At 72.3% G+C, this 20159-nt stretch carries 20 protein-coding genes and 1 pseudogene; 3 read left to right on the top strand and 18 right to left on the bottom strand.

Going from position 1 to position 20159, the window contains the following annotated elements; all coding sequences use genetic code 11:
* Positions 1-8 precede the first annotated feature (8 nt).
* Positions 9-227: a hypothetical protein gene (locus ABZ453_RS15270; RefSeq protein WP_356772183.1), complete on the top strand. Its 219-nt coding sequence runs from the start codon at positions 9-11 to the stop codon at positions 225-227.
* On the opposite strand, the gene ABZ453_RS15265 is transcribed toward ABZ453_RS15270, so the two are convergent.
* Positions 217-1419, bottom strand: a complete 1203-nt coding sequence (locus tag ABZ453_RS15265; protein ID WP_359015291.1) for a cytochrome P450 — start codon at positions 1417-1419, stop codon at positions 217-219. The genes ABZ453_RS15270 and ABZ453_RS15265 overlap by 11 nt on opposite strands.
* A 9-nt stretch (positions 1420-1428) precedes the next feature.
* Entirely contained in the window at positions 1429-2157 is a 729-nt protein-coding gene (locus ABZ453_RS15260; protein ID WP_359015289.1) for a TetR/AcrR family transcriptional regulator, read from the bottom strand.
* Between the two features lie 109 nt (positions 2158-2266).
* On the opposite strand from ABZ453_RS15260, the gene ABZ453_RS15255 reads away from it, so the two are divergent.
* On the top strand, positions 2267-2701 hold the full coding sequence (locus ABZ453_RS15255; protein WP_359015287.1) for an SRPBCC domain-containing protein: 435 nt from the start codon (positions 2267-2269) through the stop codon (positions 2699-2701).
* A 149-nt stretch (positions 2702-2850) separates the two neighbouring features.
* On the opposite strand, the gene ABZ453_RS15250 is transcribed toward ABZ453_RS15255, so the two are convergent.
* From ABZ453_RS15250 to ABZ453_RS15175, 16 genes and pseudogenes are all read right to left on the bottom strand, one after another.
* Positions 2851-3516, bottom strand: a complete 666-nt coding sequence (locus ABZ453_RS15250) for a response regulator transcription factor (RefSeq protein WP_133044177.1) — start codon at positions 3514-3516, stop codon at positions 2851-2853.
* A complete protein-coding gene (locus ABZ453_RS15245; RefSeq protein WP_359015285.1) occupies positions 3513-4883 on the bottom strand; it encodes a histidine kinase in 1371 nt (456 codons plus the stop codon). The genes ABZ453_RS15250 and ABZ453_RS15245 overlap by 4 nt, the downstream gene beginning before the upstream one ends.
* A gap of 96 nt (positions 4884-4979) precedes the next feature.
* A pseudogene (locus tag ABZ453_RS15240) lies at positions 4980-5285 on the bottom strand (LuxR C-terminal-related transcriptional regulator); the annotation flags it as partial.
* 266 nt (positions 5286-5551) lie between these two features.
* On the bottom strand, positions 5552-6442 hold the full coding sequence (locus ABZ453_RS15235; RefSeq protein ID WP_359015283.1) for an alpha/beta hydrolase: 891 nt from the start codon (positions 6440-6442) through the stop codon (positions 5552-5554).
* Between the two features lie 166 nt (positions 6443-6608).
* Positions 6609-7805 (bottom strand): kynureninase, encoded by a 1197-nt coding sequence (gene kynU / locus ABZ453_RS15230; RefSeq protein ID WP_359015281.1) that lies wholly within the window; start codon positions 7803-7805, stop codon positions 6609-6611.
* Positions 7798-8637, bottom strand: a complete 840-nt coding sequence (locus ABZ453_RS15225) for a tryptophan 2,3-dioxygenase family protein (protein WP_359015279.1) — start codon at positions 8635-8637, stop codon at positions 7798-7800. The genes kynU and ABZ453_RS15225 overlap by 8 nt, the downstream gene beginning before the upstream one ends.
* Before the next feature lie 150 nt (positions 8638-8787).
* Positions 8788-9201 (bottom strand): DUF3151 domain-containing protein, encoded by a 414-nt coding sequence (locus ABZ453_RS15220; protein ID WP_359015277.1) that lies wholly within the window; start codon positions 9199-9201, stop codon positions 8788-8790.
* Between the two features lie 538 nt (positions 9202-9739).
* Positions 9740-11206, bottom strand: coding sequence for an MFS transporter (locus tag ABZ453_RS15215; protein WP_359015275.1), 1467 nt, complete (start codon positions 11204-11206; stop codon positions 9740-9742).
* Positions 11207-11280: 74 nt separating this feature from the next.
* Positions 11281-12303, bottom strand: a complete 1023-nt coding sequence (gene fbaA, locus ABZ453_RS15210; protein WP_133044166.1) for a class II fructose-bisphosphate aldolase — start codon at positions 12301-12303, stop codon at positions 11281-11283.
* A 140-nt stretch (positions 12304-12443) separates the two neighbouring features.
* The gene (gene pyrE / locus ABZ453_RS15205; RefSeq protein ID WP_359015272.1) at positions 12444-12995 is read right to left on the bottom strand and encodes an orotate phosphoribosyltransferase; all 552 of its coding nucleotides are present in this window, start codon (positions 12993-12995) and stop codon (positions 12444-12446) included.
* A gap of 10 nt (positions 12996-13005) precedes the next feature.
* Complete coding sequence (locus ABZ453_RS15200) at positions 13006-13794, bottom strand: aldose 1-epimerase (protein WP_359015270.1); 789 nt, start codon at positions 13792-13794, stop codon at positions 13006-13008.
* Positions 13795-13852: 58 nt separating this feature from the next.
* Entirely contained in the window at positions 13853-14719 is an 867-nt protein-coding gene (locus ABZ453_RS15195; RefSeq protein ID WP_359015268.1) for an SRPBCC domain-containing protein, read from the bottom strand.
* 65 nt (positions 14720-14784) lie between these two features.
* Positions 14785-15471, bottom strand: a complete 687-nt coding sequence (locus ABZ453_RS15190) for a response regulator transcription factor (RefSeq protein WP_359015266.1) — start codon at positions 15469-15471, stop codon at positions 14785-14787.
* Complete coding sequence (locus tag ABZ453_RS15185; RefSeq protein WP_359015264.1) at positions 15468-16619, bottom strand: sensor histidine kinase; 1152 nt, start codon at positions 16617-16619, stop codon at positions 15468-15470. Before ABZ453_RS15185 ends, ABZ453_RS15190 begins: the two co-directional genes overlap by 4 nt.
* A gap of 265 nt (positions 16620-16884) precedes the next feature.
* Positions 16885-18528, bottom strand: a complete 1644-nt coding sequence (locus tag ABZ453_RS15180) for a polyamine aminopropyltransferase (protein ID WP_359015262.1) — start codon at positions 18526-18528, stop codon at positions 16885-16887.
* A 26-nt stretch (positions 18529-18554) separates the two neighbouring features.
* Positions 18555-19151, bottom strand: coding sequence for a DUF2617 family protein (locus ABZ453_RS15175; protein ID WP_359015260.1), 597 nt, complete (start codon positions 19149-19151; stop codon positions 18555-18557).
* Positions 19152-19628: 477 nt separating this feature from the next.
* Between ABZ453_RS15175 and ABZ453_RS15170 the strand changes: the two genes are divergently transcribed.
* Positions 19629-20159 (top strand): YbjN domain-containing protein, encoded by a 531-nt coding sequence (locus ABZ453_RS15170; RefSeq protein ID WP_133044158.1) that lies wholly within the window; start codon positions 19629-19631, stop codon positions 20157-20159.

Genomic DNA, 20159 nt, shown 5'->3' with positions numbered 1-20159 from the left:
TCCCGGACATGGGACAACGTACGGAGGCCGCCGCGGGCTGTCTGACCGCGGCCCTCGGCGCGGGCGCGGGGCTCGCGGTGTGGGCCGTGGACGTCCGGGCCCGGCTCTGGCGGTTCGAACGGGCCCCGGACTGGAAGGTGCTCTACGCCGAGCTGCCGCTGGCGGTCCTGGGCGGGACCGCGGTCGCGCTCGGGCTCTGGGCCCTGGTGCGCCGTATCAGACCGTGACGTCGAGCCCCTGGAGCCCGCGGATCACGAAGTTGGGCTTGCGCACGGGCTCTTGGGCGAGGCTCAGGGTGGGGGCCTTCTCCAGGAGGGCCGTCATCGACGCGGCCAGTTCGATACGGGCGAGCGGCGCGCCGATGCAGTAGTGGATGCCGGCGGAGAAGGAGATGTGCGGGTTCTCCGTGCGGGTGATGTCGAGCCGCTCGGGGTCGCGGAAGACCTCGGGGTCGTGGTTGGCGGATCCGAAGAGCATCGCGATCTCGGCGCCGCGCGGAATGGTCGTCCCGTCGATCTCGATGTCGTCCAGCACCCAGCGTTCGAAGAGCTGGAGCGGGGTGTCGTACCGCATCAACTCCTCGATCGCGGACGGGATCAGGGAGTGGTCGGCGCGCAGGGCCGCCAGCTGGGCGGGGTTGCGGAACAGGGCGTACCAGCCGTTGACCGTGGCGTTGACGGTCGCCTCGTGACCGGCGTTGAGGAGCAGTACGGCGGTGGAGATCATCTCCTGCTCGGTCAGCCGGTCGCCCTCGTCATGGGCGGCGATGAGACCGGAGATGAGATCGTCGCCGGGCTCCTCCCGCCGCTCGGCGATGAGCTCGCGCAGATAGTCCGAGAACTCCACGGAGGCCTGGACGGCCCTGCGTGCCGTCTCCTCGGACGGGTTCAGCTCGTACATCCCGCAGATGTCCGCCGACCAGGGCCGCAGCGGGGCCCGGTCCGCCTCCGGGATGCCCAGCATCTGGGCGATGACGGCGACGGGGAGCGGCTCGGCGACGTCGGCGAGGAGGTCGCCGCCGCCCTTCTCGACGAGCCGGTCCACGAGATCCCCGGCGAGCTCGCTCACGTACGGCTTGAGCTGCTCGACCGTCCTCGGCGTGAACGCCTTGGACACGAGCCGCCGGATCCGGGTGTGGTCCGGCGGTTCGAGGTCGAGCATGCCGTGGTCGTTGAGCGTGTGGAACGGCTCGTGCTCGGGCGCAGGCGGGGTGCGGCCGAAGTCCTCGTGGTCGAACCGGTGCAGATACGTCCGCCCGAGCCGCCGCTCCCGCAGCAGCGCCGAGACGTCCGCGTGGTGCGGGACGAGCCACTGGTTCGTGGGCTCGAAGTACCGCACCCGGCCCTTGGCACGGAGTTCGGCATAGGCGGGGTAGGGGTCGGCGACGAACGCCGGGTCCCAGGGGTCGAAGGCTGCCATGCGGGGACGCTAACCCGGGGCGCCGGGCTCTGACCAGGGGGGTTCCCACAGCGAGCTGAGACCCGTGTCGAGCAGGCGGGCCGCGCGGTGGACGTCGGCCGTCACCTCGTCGTACAGCTGCTCCGGTGTCCCGGTGCGGTTCAGGTGGCGGTGCAGCGACTGGAACTGCAGCGGCCACAGGGCCAGCAGCGCGGCCGCGGCGATCCGGGGTTCGGGAGCGTCCGGGGTCGTGCCGCTCCGGTGGGCCAGGATCTCGGCGGCGGCGGTGACCTGCTGGTCCGTCATGTCGTGGTGGTAGGCGCGCAGCGACGGGGTGGACCTGGTGAGCGCGGCGAAGCGCAGCAGGGCCGCCTTCGCCTCCGCCGGGTCCTCCTGCGCGGCCAGCCAGGCGGTGATGGCGGCCAGTTCGGCGGAGAGGATCTCCAGGACGGCCTCGACCGGTGAGCGGGCCGGGTCGGGCAGAACGGTGCGCAGGGAGTCGAGGGTGCTCGCTCCCAGGTCCAGGACCAGTGACTCCTTCGTCGGGAAGTGGTTGAACACCGTCTTCTCCGACACCCCGCAGGCCTCGGCGATCTCGGCCACCCGCACCGCGTCGAAACCCCGCTCCAGGAACATCTCGGTGGCCGTGTCCGACAGCCGCTGCCGCAGCTGCCGCTTCTTGCGCTCCCGCAGCCCCTCCCCGGCCGGCTCCTCCTCCCGGCGGCGCAACGCCGTCCAGTCCACAGTGCGCGTGCTCATGGCTGGAGCTTAGAGGGCCACACTACGGTCATTGTTTTTACTGCTACAGTAATTTTTCAGTGACTGTAGATATCGTCAGATCGAGTCCGGATCGGCCCGAGGAGCCCCCATGAGCGCCATCCACATCGTGCGCGACTACCCCCACCCGCCCCGCAAGGTCTGGCGGGCGGTCACCGATCCCGAGGTGATCCCGCAGTGGACGGCCACCGGGGCGGGTGCGCGGCCGGAGGGGTTCGCGACCGTGCCGGGCACGGTGTTCCGGTTCGTCGCCAGGCCGAAGCCGGGCTGGAGCGGCGTCGTGGTGTGCGAGGTGCTGGAGGTCCGGGAGCCGTCGCTGCTGCGGTACTCGTGGCAGGACGAGGGCGGCGGTGAGGTGACCGAGGTCGCCTACCGCCTCCAGCCGCACACCGGCGGAACCCGCTTCACCTACGACCACACCGGCTTCACCGGTGCCGGAGGCTTCCTCATGGCGAGGATCCTCGGCAGCGTCCGGAGCAGGATGCTCGACAAGGGCCTGCCCGCCGTCCTCGACCGGCTCGCCTAAGCGCTCCGCTGGAAGTGCCGCGCTGCACCGTCGGTCGTCCGCGGCGCCGTCGTGGCCGGTCGCGCCCGCGCGGCGGAGCCGCACATCGACCGCAGCCCCGCGCCCCTTCGGGGGCGCTACCGAACCACTGCGGACTTCACCATGTCCGCCTAGCCCGGCGTCACCAGCCGTGCCTCGTACGCGAACACCGCCGCCTGGGTGCGGTCCCTCAGGCCCAGCTTCACCAGGACGCGGCTGACGTGGGTCTTGATCGTGGACTCGGCGACCACCAGGCGTTCGGCGATCTCCGCGTTCGACAGACCCTGGGCGATGAGGACCAGGACCTCCGTCTCCCGGTCGGTGAGGTCGCCGTAGGCCGTCATGGCGGACTGCATCGGGCGCGGGGTGCCCGAGAGCTTCGAGAACTCGGTGATCAGTCGCTTCGTCACCGAGGGGGCCAGCAGCGCCTCGCCCGACGCCACCACCCTTACACCGTCGGCGAGTTGGCGGGCCGAGGCGTCCTTGAGGAGGAAGCCGGAGGCACCCGCCCGCAGGGCCTGGTACACGTACTCGTCGAGGTCGAAGGTCGTCAGGACCAGGACCTTCGCCGTGGTGTCGGAGGCCACGATCTCCCGGGTCGCCTCGATCCCGTTCAGTTCGGGCATGCGGATGTCCATCAGGACCACGTCGGGGGAGAGTTCGCGGACGCGGTCCACCGCCTCACGGCCGTTGACCGCCTCCCCCACGACCTCGATGTCCGGCATCGCGTTCAGCAGGACCGAGAAGCCCTCGCGCACCATCATCTGGTCGTCCGCGATCAGCACGCGGATGGTCATGCGTCCCCTTCACTCACGGTGGCGACGGGCAGGAACACCGTCACCTCGTAGCCTCCCTCGTCCGTCCGGCCCGCGGCCATCTCACCGTTCAGCATGGAGACCCGCTCCCGCATACCGGTGATGCCGTGCCCCGCGCCGGGTGAGGGCTTGACCAGCGACGGCTCGGGCGGCGGGGCGTTGACGACACGCAGGCCGAGGCCGCCGAGCACGTACGACACCTCCACCTTCGCCTCCGCGCCGGGCGCGTGCCGCAGGGTGTTGCTCAGTGCCTCCTGGACGATGCGGTACGCCGACAGCTCGACGCCCTGCGGGAGTTCGCGTACCGCTCCGGTCACCGTCTTGTCGACGGTCAGTCCCGCCTCGCGCACGTTGGCGAGCAGACCGTCGAGGTCGGCGAGCGTGGGCTGCGGGGCGTCCGGGGCCTCGTAGTCCTCGGCGCGTACGACGCCCAGCACGCGGCGCAGTTCGGTCAGCGCCGCCACCGCGTTCTCCCGGATGGTCGCGAACGCCTTCTCCAGCTCCGGCGGCGGGTTCTCCACCCGGTAGGGGGCGGCCTCCGCCTGGATGGCGACGACCGACATGTGGTGCGCGACCACGTCGTGCAGCTCGCGGGCGATCGTGGTGCGCTCCTCCAGGAGGGTGCGCCGGGAGCGCTCGTGGGCGGTCACCGTCTGCTGGGCGTCCACCTCCTGCCGGGCCTGGCGGCGGATGTGCCAGACGGTGACGGCGAGAAGGGCCAGGGCGGCGAGGAACAGCATCTCCATGGTGTTCGAGGGCATGTAGCGCCCGCCCTCGAAGAAACTCTCCACCGCGGCGCCGTAGACCGCCGTCAGCAGCCACATCCATGCCGCCGTGCGCGGCCGGGTGCGTATCGCCACGACGGTCAGCACCACCAGGTGGGCGACGAAGTTGCCCGGCAGCCACGGCCAGTCGTCGTCCCAGCCGCCCGTCCACACGGCGGCGAACAGGGACACGGCCATCGACAGCCAGAACGCGGCGACGGGCCGCATCGCCGACAGCAGGACCGGGGCCATGGTGAACAGGCCGAGGACCACGTTGACGCCCGCGCCGCTGTCGTCGCTGTTGGAGGCGATGAGCAGCACGAAGGCCCCGGCCGCGATGATCAGGGCGTGCGGAGTCCAGGTCGCGTACTCCCGCCACCGGCCCGGCAGCGCGCGCACGAGCCGGCTGTCCGCGCCCAGGCGGGGCAGCGGGCGGTAGGCGAAGGCGCCTTTGAACAGGTCCTGCCGCAGCCCGCGCAGGGCGTCCCCGGCCGCCCGCACCTCGGGACTGCGCGGCTTGTAGTGCTCGAACGCGCTGTCCGGCGGGTCCGGCGGCAGCGGCTGCGTGTGGGTCGTCTCGGTCACGCTCAAAAGGTAGGCGCGGGCCGGGGTCGCGGTCGTCACCAGTGAGGAGGGTCCTTCGGCCTCCCTCTCAGGTACTACGGCCGTTTCAGCCCCGAGTCAGTAGCCCGCCGGCCGCACCAGCCCCGACTCGTACGCGAACACCGCCGCCTGCGTACGGTCCCTCAGGCCCAGCTTCACCAGGATGCGGCCCACGTGCGTCTTCGCGGTCTGCTCGGCGACCACCAGCCGCCCGGCGATCGCCGCGTTCGACAACCCCTGCGCGATCAGCGCCGGCACCTCCGTCTCCCGCTCGGTCAGGTCGCCGACCCGGTCCTTGAGCGGGGCGCGCGGCCTGCCGTCCAGCTGGGAGAACTGGGCGGTCAGCCGCCGGGTGACGCCGGGCGCGAGCAGGGCGTCGCCGGCCCCCGGCCACCGCTTCCCGCTCCCCCGTCGCTCGCCCCGTCGTCGTCTCCCCTCCCGGTTCGCCCGGTCATCGGGCTTGGCTGGTGGGGAAGTTATGGACGCGGGGGTGTCGTCGGCGTCCCGCCCGGGAGCTGTCCTGCGGGGTAGCTCTCAGGTACCACGGGTATGTGAGGGTCGGTCTAAAGGCGCGTCGGGCGATCTCCTCCCCTCAGAAGGCGAACCGGGCGACCCCCCTCTCAGAAGGCTAGCCGGGCGATCTCCTCCGCTCAGAAGGCCAGTTGGGCGATCTCCTCCGCCACCACCGCGCAGGCGTCCGCCGCCGGGTCGATGAGGGGGAAGTGGCCGACGTCCTCCAGGAGCGTGAGGCCCACCACCTCGCCGGCCTTCGCCGCCGCGTCCGCGTACGACTCGGCCACCGCCTGCGGTACGACGAGATCGCTCCGCCCCTGCACCAGCGTCGTGGCGATACCGGTGGGCAGCAGCAGCGCCGGGTCGGCGTACGGGCGGCGTTCGGCGAACTTGTCGTCGCCGCCCAGGAGTTGGCGCGCGGCGCCGGAGCAGACATCCAGCTTGTCGGCCACCTCGAAGTCGGCGATGGGCGCCAGGGCCACCACACCGCGGAGCGCGGCGGGAACGGCGGTGCGCCAGGGCGTGTCCGGCGGCAGGACATGGCGGGCCGCCGCCCACAGGGCGAGGTGACCGCCCGCCGAGTGCCCGGTGAGCACCATGCGGCGCGGGTCGGCCTGCGGCAGCGCCTGCCGGGTGAGGGCCGGCAGCGCGTCCAGCGCCGCCGAGACGTCGTCGAAGGTGTCGGGCCAACGCCCAGCCACCGCAGGGGAGTCGGAGCGCCCCGAGGTCCCGGCCCCGTCTCCCCGCCGGTACTCCACGCTCGCCACCGCGAAACCCCGCCGGGCCAGGAAGTCCGCGAACGGCGAGATGTGCCGCCGGTCGTACGGCGCCCGCCACGCGCCCCCGTGCAGGACGACGACCAGCGGTACGGCTGCCCCCGCCCCCGTCCCGCCACGCGGGGCGTAGAAGTCGATCAGCTGGTCGGGGTGGTCCCCGTACCCGGCGGTGGAGTCGGGGTCGACCGCCGGGTGCGAGAACGCCGACTCCTCCTCGGCGGCGGCACGGGCTGCTGCGGCGTCGTCCGGCATGCTCCAACCTCTCAGCGATGTAACGGAGTCAGGGCCTGGTGGGGAACCGGCCGTTGGCCGGGACGGTACCAGGCCGGTGACGTGCGCCGACACGCGGATGTCACGCTGGGTGAGGGGAAAACGGTTCTGTCGGACCATTTCCCCCTCACCCACGCACCCACGCCGGCTAGCTCCCCAGCGTCTGTCCCAGCACCCGGGCCGCCCGCTCCACGTCCGCGAAGGAGACGTACAGCGGTGTGAAGCCGAAGCGCAGGACGTCCGGGTGCCGGAAGTCGCCGACCACACCCCGCTCGATCAGCCGTTTCATGACGTCCCCGGCGTCCGCACAGCGCAGCGCGACCTGGCTGCCGCGCTCCTCGTGCGCGACCGGCGTCAGCGACTCCACGAGCCCCGCCGGCACGTACTCCTCCACGCACTCGAGGAAGAAGTCCGTCAGGCCGAGGGACTTGGCGCGTACCGCCTCGATCGGGACGCCGTCCCAGACGTCCAGCGCCGCCTCCAGGGCCAGCATGGACAGGATGTCCGGGGTGCCGACGCGGCCCCGCAGCGCGCCCGGCGCCGGTTCGTAGTCCGGGCGCATGCCGAAGGGTTCGGCATGCGAGTTCCAGCCCGGCAGCGGGGAGTCGAAGCGGGCCTGGAGGTCACGGCGGACGTAGAGGTACGCCGGTGAACCAGGGCCGCCGTTCAGGTACTTGTAGGTGCAGCCGACCGCCAGGTCCACGCCGTGTCCGTCCAGGCCGACCGGCAGCGCTCCCGCGCTGTGGCACAGGTCCCACACGCTGACCGCGCCCACCGCGTGCACCGCCGCCGTGAGCGAGGGCAGGTCGTGCAGCCGGCCCGTGCGGTAGTCGACGTGGTTGAGCAGCACGGCGGCCGTACGGTCCGAGAGCACGCCCGGCACCTGTCCCGGCGTCACCGGGCGCAGGGTGCAGCCCGTCAGCCGGGCCGCGGACTCGGCTATGTAGCCGTCGGTGGGGAAGGTCGTCGCGTCGACGACGATCTCGTCCCGGCTCTCCCCCGCCGACCGGGCCAGCCGCACCGCGCCCACAAGTGCCTTGAAGACGTTGACACTTGTCGAGTCGCCGACCACGATCTGCCCGGCCGCCGCCCCCACCAGGGGGGCGATCCGGTCGCCGATCCGCTCCGGCGCCGTCCACCAGCCGCTCTCGTCCCAGGACCGGATCCTGAGCGAGCCCCACTGGCGTCGTACGACGTCGTCGACCCGGCCCGGGACGGCCGCGGGCAGCGCGCCGAGCGAGTTGCCGTCCAGGTAGACGACCTCGTCGAGGACGAACTCACCACGCACCGCGGCCAGTTCGTCAGCGGCGTCCAGCTTTTCCGCGCGCACTGTGAGCTCAGACATGTGACCGCGCCGTCCACAGCTCGGGGAACACGTTCTTCTGCGCGCGCTTCTCCAGCCAGGCCACCCCGGCCGAGCCGCCCGTGCCCGCCTTGGAACCCATGGCGCGGCGCGTGGCGACCAGGTGGTCGTTGCGCCATCGCCACACCAGTTCGGCGACGTCGGTCAACGCCTCGCCGAGGCGGGCGAGGTCGGCGCTCTCGTCGCCCGCGTAGAGCGCGGTCCAGACCGCCTCGACCTCCTCCGAGGGCTCGTAGCGCTGCGAGACGTCGCGCCGCAGCACCGCGCCGGGGATCGCGTGCCCGCGCCGGGCGAGCAGCCGCAGCACCTCGTCGTACAGGCTCGGCTCGTGCAGCGCCTTCTCCAGTTCCGCGTGGACGCGGGGCGCGCCGCGGTGCGGGACCAGCATGGACGCGGACTTGTCACCGAGCAGGAACTCCATGCGGCGGTACATCGCCGACTGGAAGCCGGAGCCCTCGCCGAGGGCGGAGCGGTAGGAGTTGAACTGGGCGGGGGTGAGCTGGCCGAGCGGCTTCCAGGAGGCGTTCAGCGCCTCCAGTTCCCGCACGGAACGCTTCAGCGCGGCGATCGCGGTCGGCACGTCGTCCGAGCGCAGGGCGCGCGCCGCCGTCTCCCATTCATGGACGATGACGGTGAACCACAGCTCCATGACCTGGGTCGTGACCAGGAAGACCATCTCTCCGGGGTCGTCGGAGAGGGTGTGCTGGAGGTGGGTGAGCACGTCCGCCTTGACGTAGTCCTCGTACGGCGTGGTGCCGGCGAAGTCGAGATGCGGGGTCTCTGGCTCCTGGGTCTCGTGAGCCTCGTGGGACATCGCTGTCTCCTGTGATGTTCTCCGGGTAGCGGTCCGCCCCTGCCGTTACCGACACGGGGGCCCCGGTCCCCACCCGCATTCTTTTCAATGCCTCCCGGCATCGCAAGGCCCGCCTCGTCACACCGGACGGGCGGGCCTGGGAGGGACGGGTCAGCCGAGGGTCTGGGCCGCCGTCGGGGAGGAGTCCTTCAGGAACTGGGTGCAGCGCTCGTACTCCTCCTGCTCACCGATCGCGCCGGCCGCGCGGGCGAGGGCGTGCAGGGCGCGCAGGAAGCCGCGGTTCGGCTCGTGCTCCCATGGCACCGGGCCGTGCCCCTTCCAGCCGCTGCGCCGCAGGGCGTCCAGGCCGCGGTGGTAGCCGGTACGGGCGTAGGCGTACGACTCCACGACACTGCCCCGCTCGAACGCCTCGTCGGCCAGCTGGGCCCAGGCCAGCGAGGACGTCGGGTACTTCGCCGCCACGTCCGCGGGCGGGGTGCCGTTCGCCAACAGCTCGCGGGGCGCGGGGTCGTCGGGAAGGTGAGTCGGGGGCGGTCCCCCGAAAAGGTTCTCGTGAATGGCCATGACCCCCAGTCTCCTCCATCCCCCACGCCCAGAGCACGGGCCCACCTACGCACCGGCTCGGGAAGGCGCTTGGCGGCGCGGGGTCAGGAGAGCACCGGGCCCGTCCGGCCTCCGGAGAGCACCGGACCCGTCCGGCCTCAGGAGAACACCGGACCCGTCCGACCTCAGGAGAACACCGGACCCGTCCGACCTCAGGAGAACACCGGGCCCGTCCGACCTCAGGAGAACACCGGGCCCGTCCGACCTCAGGAGAACACCGGGCCCGTCCGACCTCAGGAGAACACCGGGCCCGTCCGGGCTCGGGAGAGCTTGGCCACCCCGGCCCCAACGAGACGCGTGCCCCGCCGGGCTCGGGAAAAGCTCTGGCCGCCGCCCGGGCGTAAGCCAGACGCTTGGCCGACCGGGCTCAGGACCACACCCGACCACCCCGGCCCCGACGAGACACCCACCCCCGCCCCACTCTGGAAAAGCGCCCCAGCCACCCGGGCCCAGCAGGCACACCGACCACCCAGGCCGGGGCGCGCCCGGCCACCCCGGCTCAGGAAAGGCGCTTGGCTGCGCGTCCCCCCTCCAGTGGTGGAGCCGCCACGCCCCCGTGGGTGCGGCACTCCGGGCGGCGGCAGCCTGGGGGGAGGGGGCGTACGGTCGTGTAGGCCACTGCCGAGGCCACGACCAGTACCCCGGCACACAGGAGCATCGCGCGGTGGAAGGCGGTGTTGAAGGCGTCCGGGGAGCGGTAGGCCTCCGGGCCCATCCCGGCGAGCAGCGGCAGCGCGGCCACCGCGATCAGACCCGCCGCGCGGGCCGCCGCGTTGTTGATGCCGCTGGCCAGTCCCGCCCGCGCGGTGTCCACCGAGGCCAGGACGGTCGCGGTCAGCGGCGCGACCAGGGCGACCATGCCGGCGCCCTGCACCAGCAGGGCGGGCAGGACGTCGGCCACGTAGGAGGAGCCCGGGCCGACCCGCAGCATCAGCAGCATGCCGGTCGCGCACAGCAGCGGACCGACGGTGAGCGGGATGCGCGGGCCGATCCGGTCGGCCAGGGCGCCGGAGCGGGAGGAGAACAGCAGCATCATGGCCGTCGTCGGCAGCAGGGCCGTACCCGCGGCGAGCGGCGACCAGCCGAGGGCGACCTGGAGCTGGAGGGCGGTGAGGAAGAAGTAGCCGCCGAAGGCCGCGTACACGCACAGCGTGACCAGGTTGACGGCCGTGAACTGGCGGGAGGCGAAGATGTCCAGCGGCATCATCGGGTCCGGGCGCCGCTTCTCGACGTACACGAAGGCGACACCCGCGAGGACACCGGCGACCGCCGTGACGGCGACGATCAGGGAGCCCTGCCGGGCCTCGATCAGGGCGTAGGTGACGAGGGCGAGCGAGAGCGCTCCGAGGAAGGCGCCCAGGATGTCGAATCGGCCGTGCGCCCGGCCGTCCGCGGAGTCGGGCACGTGCCGTACGGCGATGGGGGCGCACAGCAGGGCCAGCGGGACGTTGAGCAGGAAGACCCAGCGCCAGCCGGGCCCGGCCACCAGCCAGCCGCCCAGGAACGGCCCGACGGCCGCGCCGATGCCCCCGAACCCGGACCACAGGCCCACGGCCCGGCCCCGGTCGTCGGGATGGAAGGACGCCTGGATCAGCGCGAGGGAACCGGGCGTGAGCAACGCCCCGCCGACCCCCTGGAGGGCACGGGCGGCGATGAGCACCCCGGCGTTCGGCGCGAGTCCGCACAGCAGGGACGCGGCGGCGAACCAGACGACACCGAGCACGAAGATCTTGCGGCGGCCGTACCGGTCGCCGAGGCTGCCGCCGAGCAGGATCAGCCCGGCCAGCGTGAGCATGTACGCGTTGACGGTCCACTGCAGCGCGGCGAGATCGGCGCCGAGGTCACGGCCGATGCGCGGGAGGGCGACGTTGACGACGGTCGAGTCCAGCATCGCCATGCTGGAGCCGAGGACGGTGGTGAGCAGGATCCATCTGCCCTGGGGTGAGGCCAGCCGGACGTCGGGCATGCCCCAGGTATACAGCGAGCCCGGCGCCTTCCGACAGGCACCGGGCTCTGAGTCAAGCTGCTGACCGCCGCCGCTTACTTGATCTTGTTGCCCGCCGAGCGCAGGTTCTGCGTGGCCTCGACGACGCGCGCGGCCATGCTCGCCTCGGCCAGCTTGCCCCAGGTGCGCGGGTCGTAGGTCTTCTTGGAGCCGACCTCGCCGTCGACCTTCAGGACGCCGTCGTAGTTCTTGAACATGTGGTCGGCGACCGGACGCGTGAAGGCGTACTGGGTGTCGGTGTCGATGTTCATCTTGACGACGCCGTTCTCCAGCGCGGTGCGGATCTCCTGCTCGGTCGAGCCGGAGCCGCCGTGGAAGACGAAGTCGAACGGGGACTGCTTGCCGAACTTGGCGGCGACGCCGTCGCTCAGCTCCTTCAGCAGCTCCGGACGCAGGACGACGTTGCCCGGCTTGTACACGCCGTGCACGTTGCCGAAGGAGGCGGCGAGCAGGTAGCGGCCCTTCTCGCCCAGGCCGAGGGCCTCGGCCGTGCGGATCGCGTCCTCGACCGTGGTGTACAGGGAGTCGTTGATCTCGTGCGAGACGCCGTCCTCCTCGCCACCGGTCGGGGTGATCTCCACCTCGAGGATGATGTTGGCCCGGCGGGCCTGCTCCAGGAGCTCCTGCGCGATGGAGAGGTTGTCCGCGAGGGTCTCGGCGGAGCCGTCCCACATGTGCGACTGGAAGAGCGGGGTGAGGCCGGCCTCGACCCGCTTCTCGGAGATCGCCAGCAGCGGGCGTACGTACCCGTCGAGCTTGTCCTTCGGGCAGTGGTCGGTGTGCAGCGCCACGTTGACCGGGTACTTCTCGGCGACGATGTGCGCGAACTCGGCGAGGGCGACCGAACCGGTCACCATCTCCTTGGCGTACTGCCCGCCCAGGAACTCGGCGCCGCCCGTCGAGATCTGGACGATGCCGTCGCTCTCCGCCTCCGCGAAACCGCGCAGGGCCGCGTGCAGGGTCTGGGTCGAGGTCACGTTGATGGCCGGATAGGCGAACTTGCCTGCCTTCGCCCGATCCAGCATCTCGTTGTAGACCTCGGGAGTTGCGATGGGCATCTGTCCGCTCCTTGGTATGTGCGGGTTGGCGATCTGCGTACTACGGCCCTGACCTAGACCTTGGGGGTGACGTCATCGTCGGCCCACATCTTTCCAGACTCGGCCGGATGCTTTGCCCGCCCTGTCCACCTTGTGGATAACTAGTCCAGACCCAGGTCGTCCTTGGAGTAGGCGAAGAGATACGGCACTCCCGCGCCCTCCTGGATCTTCTCCGCGGCGCCGGTCGCCCGGTCCACGATCGTCGCGACCGCGACGACCTCGGCGCCGGCCTCGCGCACCGCCTCGACGGCGGTCAGCGGGGAGCCGCCGGTGGTGGAGGTGTCCTCGACGACGAGCACACGCCGGCCCTTGATCTCCGGGCCCTCGACGCGCCGCTGCAGCCCGTGCGCCTTGGCCGCCTTGCGGACGACGAAGGCGTCCAGACGCTTCCCGCGCGCGGCGGCCGCGTGCAGCATCGAGGCCGCGACCGGGTCGGCGCCCATGGTGAGCCCGCCCACCGCGTCGAACTCCAGGTCGGCGGTCAGGTCCAGGAGCACCTGGCCGACCAGCGGAGCGGCCTCCCCGTCCAGGGTGATGCGGCGCAGGTCGACGTAGTAGTCGGCCTCCAGACCCGAGGAGAGGGTCACCTTGCCGTGCACCACGGCCTTGTCCTTGATCTGCCGCAGCAGCGCGCCACGTACGTCCGTCGTCATGCCAGTCAGCTTAAAGGCGGCGCCAGGTCCAGGTGGTCGCGGCTTCCAGCGGCTCCAGGGGCGTGACCAGCCGGGGCAGCGTGTTCAGTCCGTCGGGCGGCCCGGTCTGCGGCTCCACGCAGACGGCGGCCTCCTGCTCGTCGTACACCACGACCCACTCCTCGCGGCTGGCCACCTGCAGTTCCAGCTGCCCGGGCCAGGTGAGCGTGACGTCGACACCGCCGGGCATGCCGAAGCAGTCGTCCCAGGGGCCGGGCCGCGGCTCGATCCGGTTGCCGGTGGGGAGGTGGTCCGCCCCGCGCTCCTCCTGCCAGGCGGGCGTGAAGTCGACGCGGACGTCCTCGCCGCCCAGGTTCCGGTTGAACCAGGGGTGCCAGCCGATCTGGGCCGGGAAGGAGGAGTCGTACGTCTCCACGGACATCGTCAGCGTCAGCGAGTCGGGCGTCAGCGCGATCTGCTGGGTGACCCGCCCGGGGTAGGGCCACGGCTCGACCAGGTCGTACGTGATCACCGCCTCGTCGGTCAGTACGCGTGCGGGGCGCCAGGCGCCGTCGCGGACGGTGCCGTGGATGGCGTGCGGCGGGGAGTTGAGCGGCATCTGGTGCACGCTGGCGCCGTCCCGGAACCGTCCGTCCCGGATCCGCCCGCACCAGGGGACCATCGGGAAGCAGCCGAACCGCTCGCCCTGGCGCAGCAGTTCGACCCCGCCGATCCGCAGTCCACCGACCCGTCCGCCGTTGCCCGGCCGCACGGTCACCTCCGCGTCGCCCGCGGTCAGCGTGATGTCTTCGTCACTCACGGGACGACCCTACTGGGGTGATCAAGGGGGCGACGGTGGACAGGGGGCGGTGCGCACGTCACCGGCGTCGGCGCAGCACCCGTCCCACCACGATCGCCGAGGCCAGCACCACGGCCGCCGCGGGGGCCGCCCAGCGCAGCGGGGATCCCGGGGAGACCGCCTGCGGGGCGGGCACGGGGGCGTAGCGGCCGCGCGGCGGGGCGTGGTCGACCTCCTCGGCGCTGCGGCCGATCATCGTGCGGCGGGCGTGGGCCGCTTCGGCGGGAGGTTCGACGAAGCCCTCGGGGACGCCCGCCGCCTCCTCCTCGGCGTCCTCGGTGTCCTCCGTGTCGGCGTCCTCGGCGTCCTCGGCCACCGGATCGAGTGACGGCGGCGGTACCTCGGTGTCGAAGACGGACGCCGGGCGGGCCACCTGTTCGTCGTCCGCGTCCGGCGTGGTCTCGAGGTCGTCGGTGGCCGCGGCCTCGGGCTTCCGCGTGGCCGGCGGCTCGGGCTGCTCGGAGTCGTCCGTCGCCGCCAGGTTCTCCGCGAAACGGTTCAGCAGCCGGGTCACCGCGGAGCCCACCGCGTCGGCGGGCAGCTCCGTCACCCGCCCGTCCGCGGACGCCGTCCCCTCGAAGACCAGCGTGGAACCGCCCTCCGCCTCCGTCACCCGGAGTGTGAGCGCCAGCTTCACCGCGCCGGTGCCGCGCGTCTCGGTGGCGTCGCCCTCGACGGCGCATGACCCGTCGTCCCGGGCCGTGACCCTGAGCGTCCCCCGGTAAGTGACCGAGTGGCTGCCGACGCGCACTTTCAGCCGCCCGGAGACGGGTTCGGCCCCGGCGTCCTGCTGGAGCCCGGGAACCGCCCGGGCCACCCTCGCGGGATCGGCGAGCGCCTCCCTCAGCCGCAGGGACGGAACCGGAACGAACACGTCATGCTCCATAGCCGCCGAGCCTACCCACGGGTTCGCGGGCTGCACCCCCGTTGCCCGAAAGTGACGCGGCCGGTTCAACCCCCCGGCGTCACCAGCCCCGTCTCGTACGCGATCACGACCACCTGCGCCCGGCTGGCCAGGCCCAGCTTGCTCATCGTGCGGTTCAGATGGGTCTTCACCGTGGCCTCACTGATGAAGAGGCGGTCCGCCGCCTCCGCGTTGGTCAGGCCGCGCGCGACCAGTTTCAGCACCTCCCGTTCACGGCCGGTCAGGGCCGTGAGACCCGGCGGGGGTTCGGGGAGGTCGGCCGCGCGGGTGAACGCCTCCACCAGGCGCCGGGTCACCACGGGCGCGAACAGGGCGTCACCGCCGTGCACGGCCGTCACCGCGGCGAGCAGGCGCTCGGGGCCCGCGTCCTTCAGGAGGAACCCGGAGGCACCGGCGCGCAGGGCGCCGTACACGTACTCGTCGAGGTCGAAGGTGGTCAGGACGAGGACGCGGGGCGGGGGGTCGGTCGCGTCCGCGAGGATGCGTTCCGTCGCCTCGATGCCGGTCATGCCCGGCATGCGGATGTCCATCAGGACGACGTCCGGGCGGGTCTTGGCCGCCAGCCGCACGGCCTCCGCGCCGTCCGCCGCCTCGCCGACGACCTCCATGCCGGGGGCGGCGCGCAGCAGCGCTACGAGTCCGCCGCGGACGAGGAACTGGTCGTCGACGACCAGCACCCTGATCGCCGGTGGGGCGTTGCCGGTGTCGGTCATTCCTCGACGGCGTCCTCACGGCGTGCGGCCGGCGCTGTCGGCAGGGTCAGATGCACGCCGAATCCCCCCTCGCTGCGCGGGCCGACGACGATCGTCCCGCCGTAGAGCTTGGCCCGCTCCCGCATCCCGATCAAGCCGTGGCCGCCGCGTTCCTGCTTTCTGTCCGGAATCACCCCCTCCCCCTCGTTCACGACGGACACCGCCATCTCGCCCGCGCGGTAGGCGAGTTCGACGGTGGCGTGGGCGCCGGGGGCGTGTTTGACCACGTTGGTCAGGGCTTCCTGGACAACGCGGTAGAGGCAGAGCTGGACACCGGGCGGCAGGGGGCGCGGTTCGCCGGTGACGCGGAGGTCGACGGGGACGCCGCCGGCACGCACCCGCTCGACCATTTCGGCCAGTTGACCGAGTCCGGGGGCCGGGCCGCTGTCGGCACCGGAGACTCCGTCGGCCCGCAACAGGCCCAGCATGCGGCGGAGTTCGGCGAGTGCCTCGCCGCTGGTGCCGGCGATGGTGTCCAGCGCCTCGCGCGCGGTGCGGGTGTCGGAGGTGAACACGAAACGGGCGAGGCCCGCCTGGACGTTGATGACCGCCATGTGGTGGGCGACCACGTCGTGCAGTTCGCGGGCGATCCGCACGCGTTCCCCGGCGACCTCGCGGCGCGCCCGGTCGGCCTGCTCGGCCCTCAACTGCCGGGTCAGGTCGGCCGTACGGCGGGCGGTGTGCCCGAACCACCACAGCACCACCGGGTAGGCGACGGACTGCGCGGCCACCGACGCCATCGAACTGCCCTGGGTCACCAGCCCCGCGTAGATCCACACGCCCGCCATCAGCGCTGCGCAGACGGCGGTCGTCCGCAGCGGGCGCAGCGACGCCACCGTGTAGAAGGCGAGCATCGGACCGAAGGAGTTGACCACCGGCCAGTGACCGAGCGAGACGTAGGCGATCGCGCAGGCGTCGACGAAGACGCAGACGGCCACCGGAGCGCGGGCGCGCAGCACGGTGGGCAGGTTGCACAGGGCGACCAGGGCCCAGCCGAGCGGGTCGAGTGCGGGCCACCCCTGGGCGGCCGACTCCCGGCCGAGCAGGACGGCCACGGTCGTCTGCGCCGCGGTGATCAGGCCGTCGACCACGAGGGGGTGGATCCGCATCGCCGCAGCGTAACCCCGGTGCGCGGGACGGGGCGTCAACCTTCCGCGGTACCACGGAAGTTGCAGGAACCGCGCGGTTGCCGCGCGGGTTGGGGCGCTTTTCCAACCAGTGGGGGATTCGGGGCGGGGTGGGGCGCCGATAGCTTTTCGGTGCGGGCCGTGACAGGGGCTCGACGGGGGAAGCGGGGGAGTACGGCGGTCCGTCGCCTCGGGGGGAGGTCGGCGGGCCGCCGTTCCCGCGCGGCGGGGACGGGGATCGCGTGCGTCAGTAGGCGTACCGCGGGTGCACCAGGGTCGAGGGCGGCAGGCCGGCGACGCGGGTGCGGGCGGCGGTGCGGACGTCGGCCGCGAGGGACGCCGGGGTGAGGGTCCGCGGGCGCGGGGCGCGCGGGTCGAGGGCCAGGGGCGGGGTGGCGTCCGCGGCGGCCAGGAAGAAGCCCCAGTCGCCCCGCGCGCGGGAGCCGATCGCCGTACGGTCGGGGCCGGCGGCGAAGCCGGCGTCGCGGCTGCCCACCCGGTAGGCGACGGGGTGCAGTCCGGCGGCGCGCAGGGTCGCCCCGACCGTCCAGAACACCCGCGGCCGGGCGGCGCACGGCCCCGCGTGCACCACCAGCCGCCCACCCGGCGCCAGGGCCCGGCGGGTGAGCCCGTAGGACTCCTCGGAGTAGAGCTTGGTGCTCGCCGTGATGCCCGGGTCCGGCAGGTCCGAGATCACCACGTCGTACGCCGCCGTAGGCGCCGTGCGCAGCCAGCGGAAGGCGTCCTCGGTGGTCACGCGCACGCGTGGGTCGTCGTAGGCGCGCCCGTTCAGCCGGGACAGCGCCGGGTCCCGGCGGGCCAGCCGTACGACGCCCGCGTCGAGTTCGACGACGTCCACCCGCCGTACGCCGGGATGACGCAGCACCTCGCGGACGGCCAGCCCGTCACCGCCGCCGAGGACGAGCACGCGCGCGTGCGGGCCGTTCATCGCCGGGTGGACCAGCGCCTCGTGGTAGCGCTGTTCATCGCGTCCGCTGACGCGCAGCCGGCCGTCGAGGAAGAGGTCGAGGGGGCGGCCGTCGGTGCCGCCGGTGAGGACGACCTCCTGGACTCCGGTCTGCAGCGCCACGCGTACGTCCTGGCCGTACACCGCCTGCCGTGCCGCCCGTTCGAAGTCGTCGACCAGGACGGCGGCCGAGGCGAGCAGGGCCAGGACGGCGAGGTTGGCGGCCAGCAGCGTCCAGCGGGCGCGGCGGGTGAGGTCGCGGCGGAACAGGCCGAGGACGAGGGTGGCGCCCGCGACCGCGTTGACGGCGCCGGTGAGCAGTGCGCCGGTCAACTGGCCCAGCAGGGGCAGCAGAAGGAACGGAAAGGCGAGCCCGCCGACCAGCGCGCCCACGTAGTCCGCCGCGAACAGGTCGGCCACCGCACCGCCCGCGTCCTGCCGGCGCACCCGCTGGATCAGCTCCATCAGCAGCGGCACCTCGGCGCCGATCAGCAGGCCGATGGCCAGCGAGAAGGCCACCAGCAGCCAGCGCGGCCCGCTCGCCCACAGCCCGCCCCAGTCGCCGGTCCAGGCGAAGACGGCGTACAGCGCCATGGCGCTGCAGCCGCCGGTCAGGGCCAGGACCGCCTCGATCGCGCCGAAGCCGGCCGCGGCCAGCCGGCGCAGCCGCTTCGCGACGAGCGAGCCGATGCCCATCGCGAACACCATGACCGACAGCACGACGGACGCCTGGGTGACCGAGTCACCGATCAAGTACGAGGCCAGGGCCACCAGTTCGAGCTCGTACACCAGTCCGCAGGCCGCGCAGACGAACACGCACGCGAGGACGAGGAACCGCCCGGTGGCCGGCCGCACCGGCAGCCGCGCCGGGCCCGCCCAGGGGGGTGGCGGGCCGGGTGGTGCGGGCGCCTGCGGTTCGATCACGACTGCGACGTTACGTCACACCGACATCACCCTTCGTCACCCACACGTGTGGAAACTGATGGCCGGTCGGTCCTGCCGGGTTTGGATGAGGCGCCGGAGGAGGCGAGTCCGGCGACCGGCACCCGGACGCCGACCCGGGTCCGCGTCGCCACCAGCTGCCTGTCCTGCGGGTACGCGTGCCAGGTGCGCCAGTGGACCTGGCCGTCCTGGTGCTGGGCCAGCATCGCCGTGAAGGCGTGCGGGCTGCCCGGGAAGACGCCGGCCAGGCCGTGCGGATGCTCGGAGACCAGTGCCAGCAGTTCCTGGGCGCGGCCCGCGAAGGAGCCCGGAGAGAGCACCTCGACGCGCGCGGCGAACTCGTACTCCCAGTCGTCGACGCGCTTGGCGATGCCGAGCGGAAGGGGCGTGCTGCTGCCCGGGATGCACGCCACGGTCTCCGAACAACTGCCGCGCCGCTCCTCGAGGAGCACCTGGTGGGAGGCGCCGAGGAGTCTCAACTGCAGTTTTGCCCCGCTCAGTTCGAGGTCGAGCGTGGCCAGGGCGGGAAGCGGTTCACGCCCCAGGGCCCAGGCGAGGTCGGCCGCGCGCGTGTCGGTGTAGGAGGTGTTCAGGGTCGTGAGCATGGATCGGCTCCGCAGGCACGCAAAGAAAGGGTGGTGTGGGGGTCCGGCACACCCGGGCGACTGTGGGGGGGATCGGCCCGGTCGGCCCAGTCGGGAGTCAGGAGGTGTCCGCAGGACATCCGAGGGGCCGCGTTGGTGATTTAGAGGGAATCATGAACTGTGGTGCCACCACAGCGTTTTTACCCAAGTTCGTGGGGTTTCCATCCCTCCGAGGGCTCCACAGCTCAACTGTTCAACCACGGCGTGCGCCACGGCGGCCGTGGCGCACGCCGAGCGCGACGGCACCCACGGGCGCGTGCCGCGCCTCGCACGCTCGGCCGACCGGAGCAACCGTGCCGACATGGCTGATCAGGAAGGTGGCCGGGGCGCCTTTCCGGCGGAGGTTGCCGGTCGTGGGGCAAGCGAGAGAGGGTGGAGTCAGACGTCTGGTCTCAGCTATGGCCGGACGAGCCAGACGACCGCCAGGAGTCTCCAAGTATGACCATCGACCCGTCCTCGATTCCGAACTTCGGGGGCCAGCCGGAGCCGCAGCCCCAAGGACCGGCGGGCCCCGTCATCCCGGATCAGGATCTCGTGAAGCAGCTCCTCGACCAGATGGAGCTCAAGTACGTCGTCGACGACGAAGGCGACCTCGCGGCGCCGTGGGAGCAGTTCCGTACGTACTTCATGTTCCGCGGCGAGGCGGACCAGCAGGTCTTCTCGGTGCGGACGTTCTACGACCGCCCCCACAAGATCGACGAGAAGCCGCAGCTGCTGGAGTCCATCGACGACTGGAACCGGCGGACCCTGTGGCCCAAGGTCTACAGCCACACCCACGACGACGGCACGGTCCGTCTGATCGGCGAGGCGCAGATGCTGATCGGCACCGGCGTCAGCCTGGAGCACTTCGTCTCCTCGACGGTCAGCTGGGTGCGGGCCGCCATCGAGTTCGACAAGTGGCTCGTGGAGCAGCTGGGCCTCGAGCAGGAGATCAACGAGGCGGACGAGCCCGGGGACGACGAGGAGTAG

The organism is Streptomyces sp. NPDC005799 (assembly GCF_040630525.1).
GTDB classification, from domain to species: domain Bacteria; phylum Actinomycetota; class Actinomycetes; order Streptomycetales; family Streptomycetaceae; genus Streptomyces; species Streptomyces griseorubiginosus_B.
Note: the sequence above shows the minus strand (reverse complement) of the source record. Positions and strands in the feature narration are given on the sequence as shown.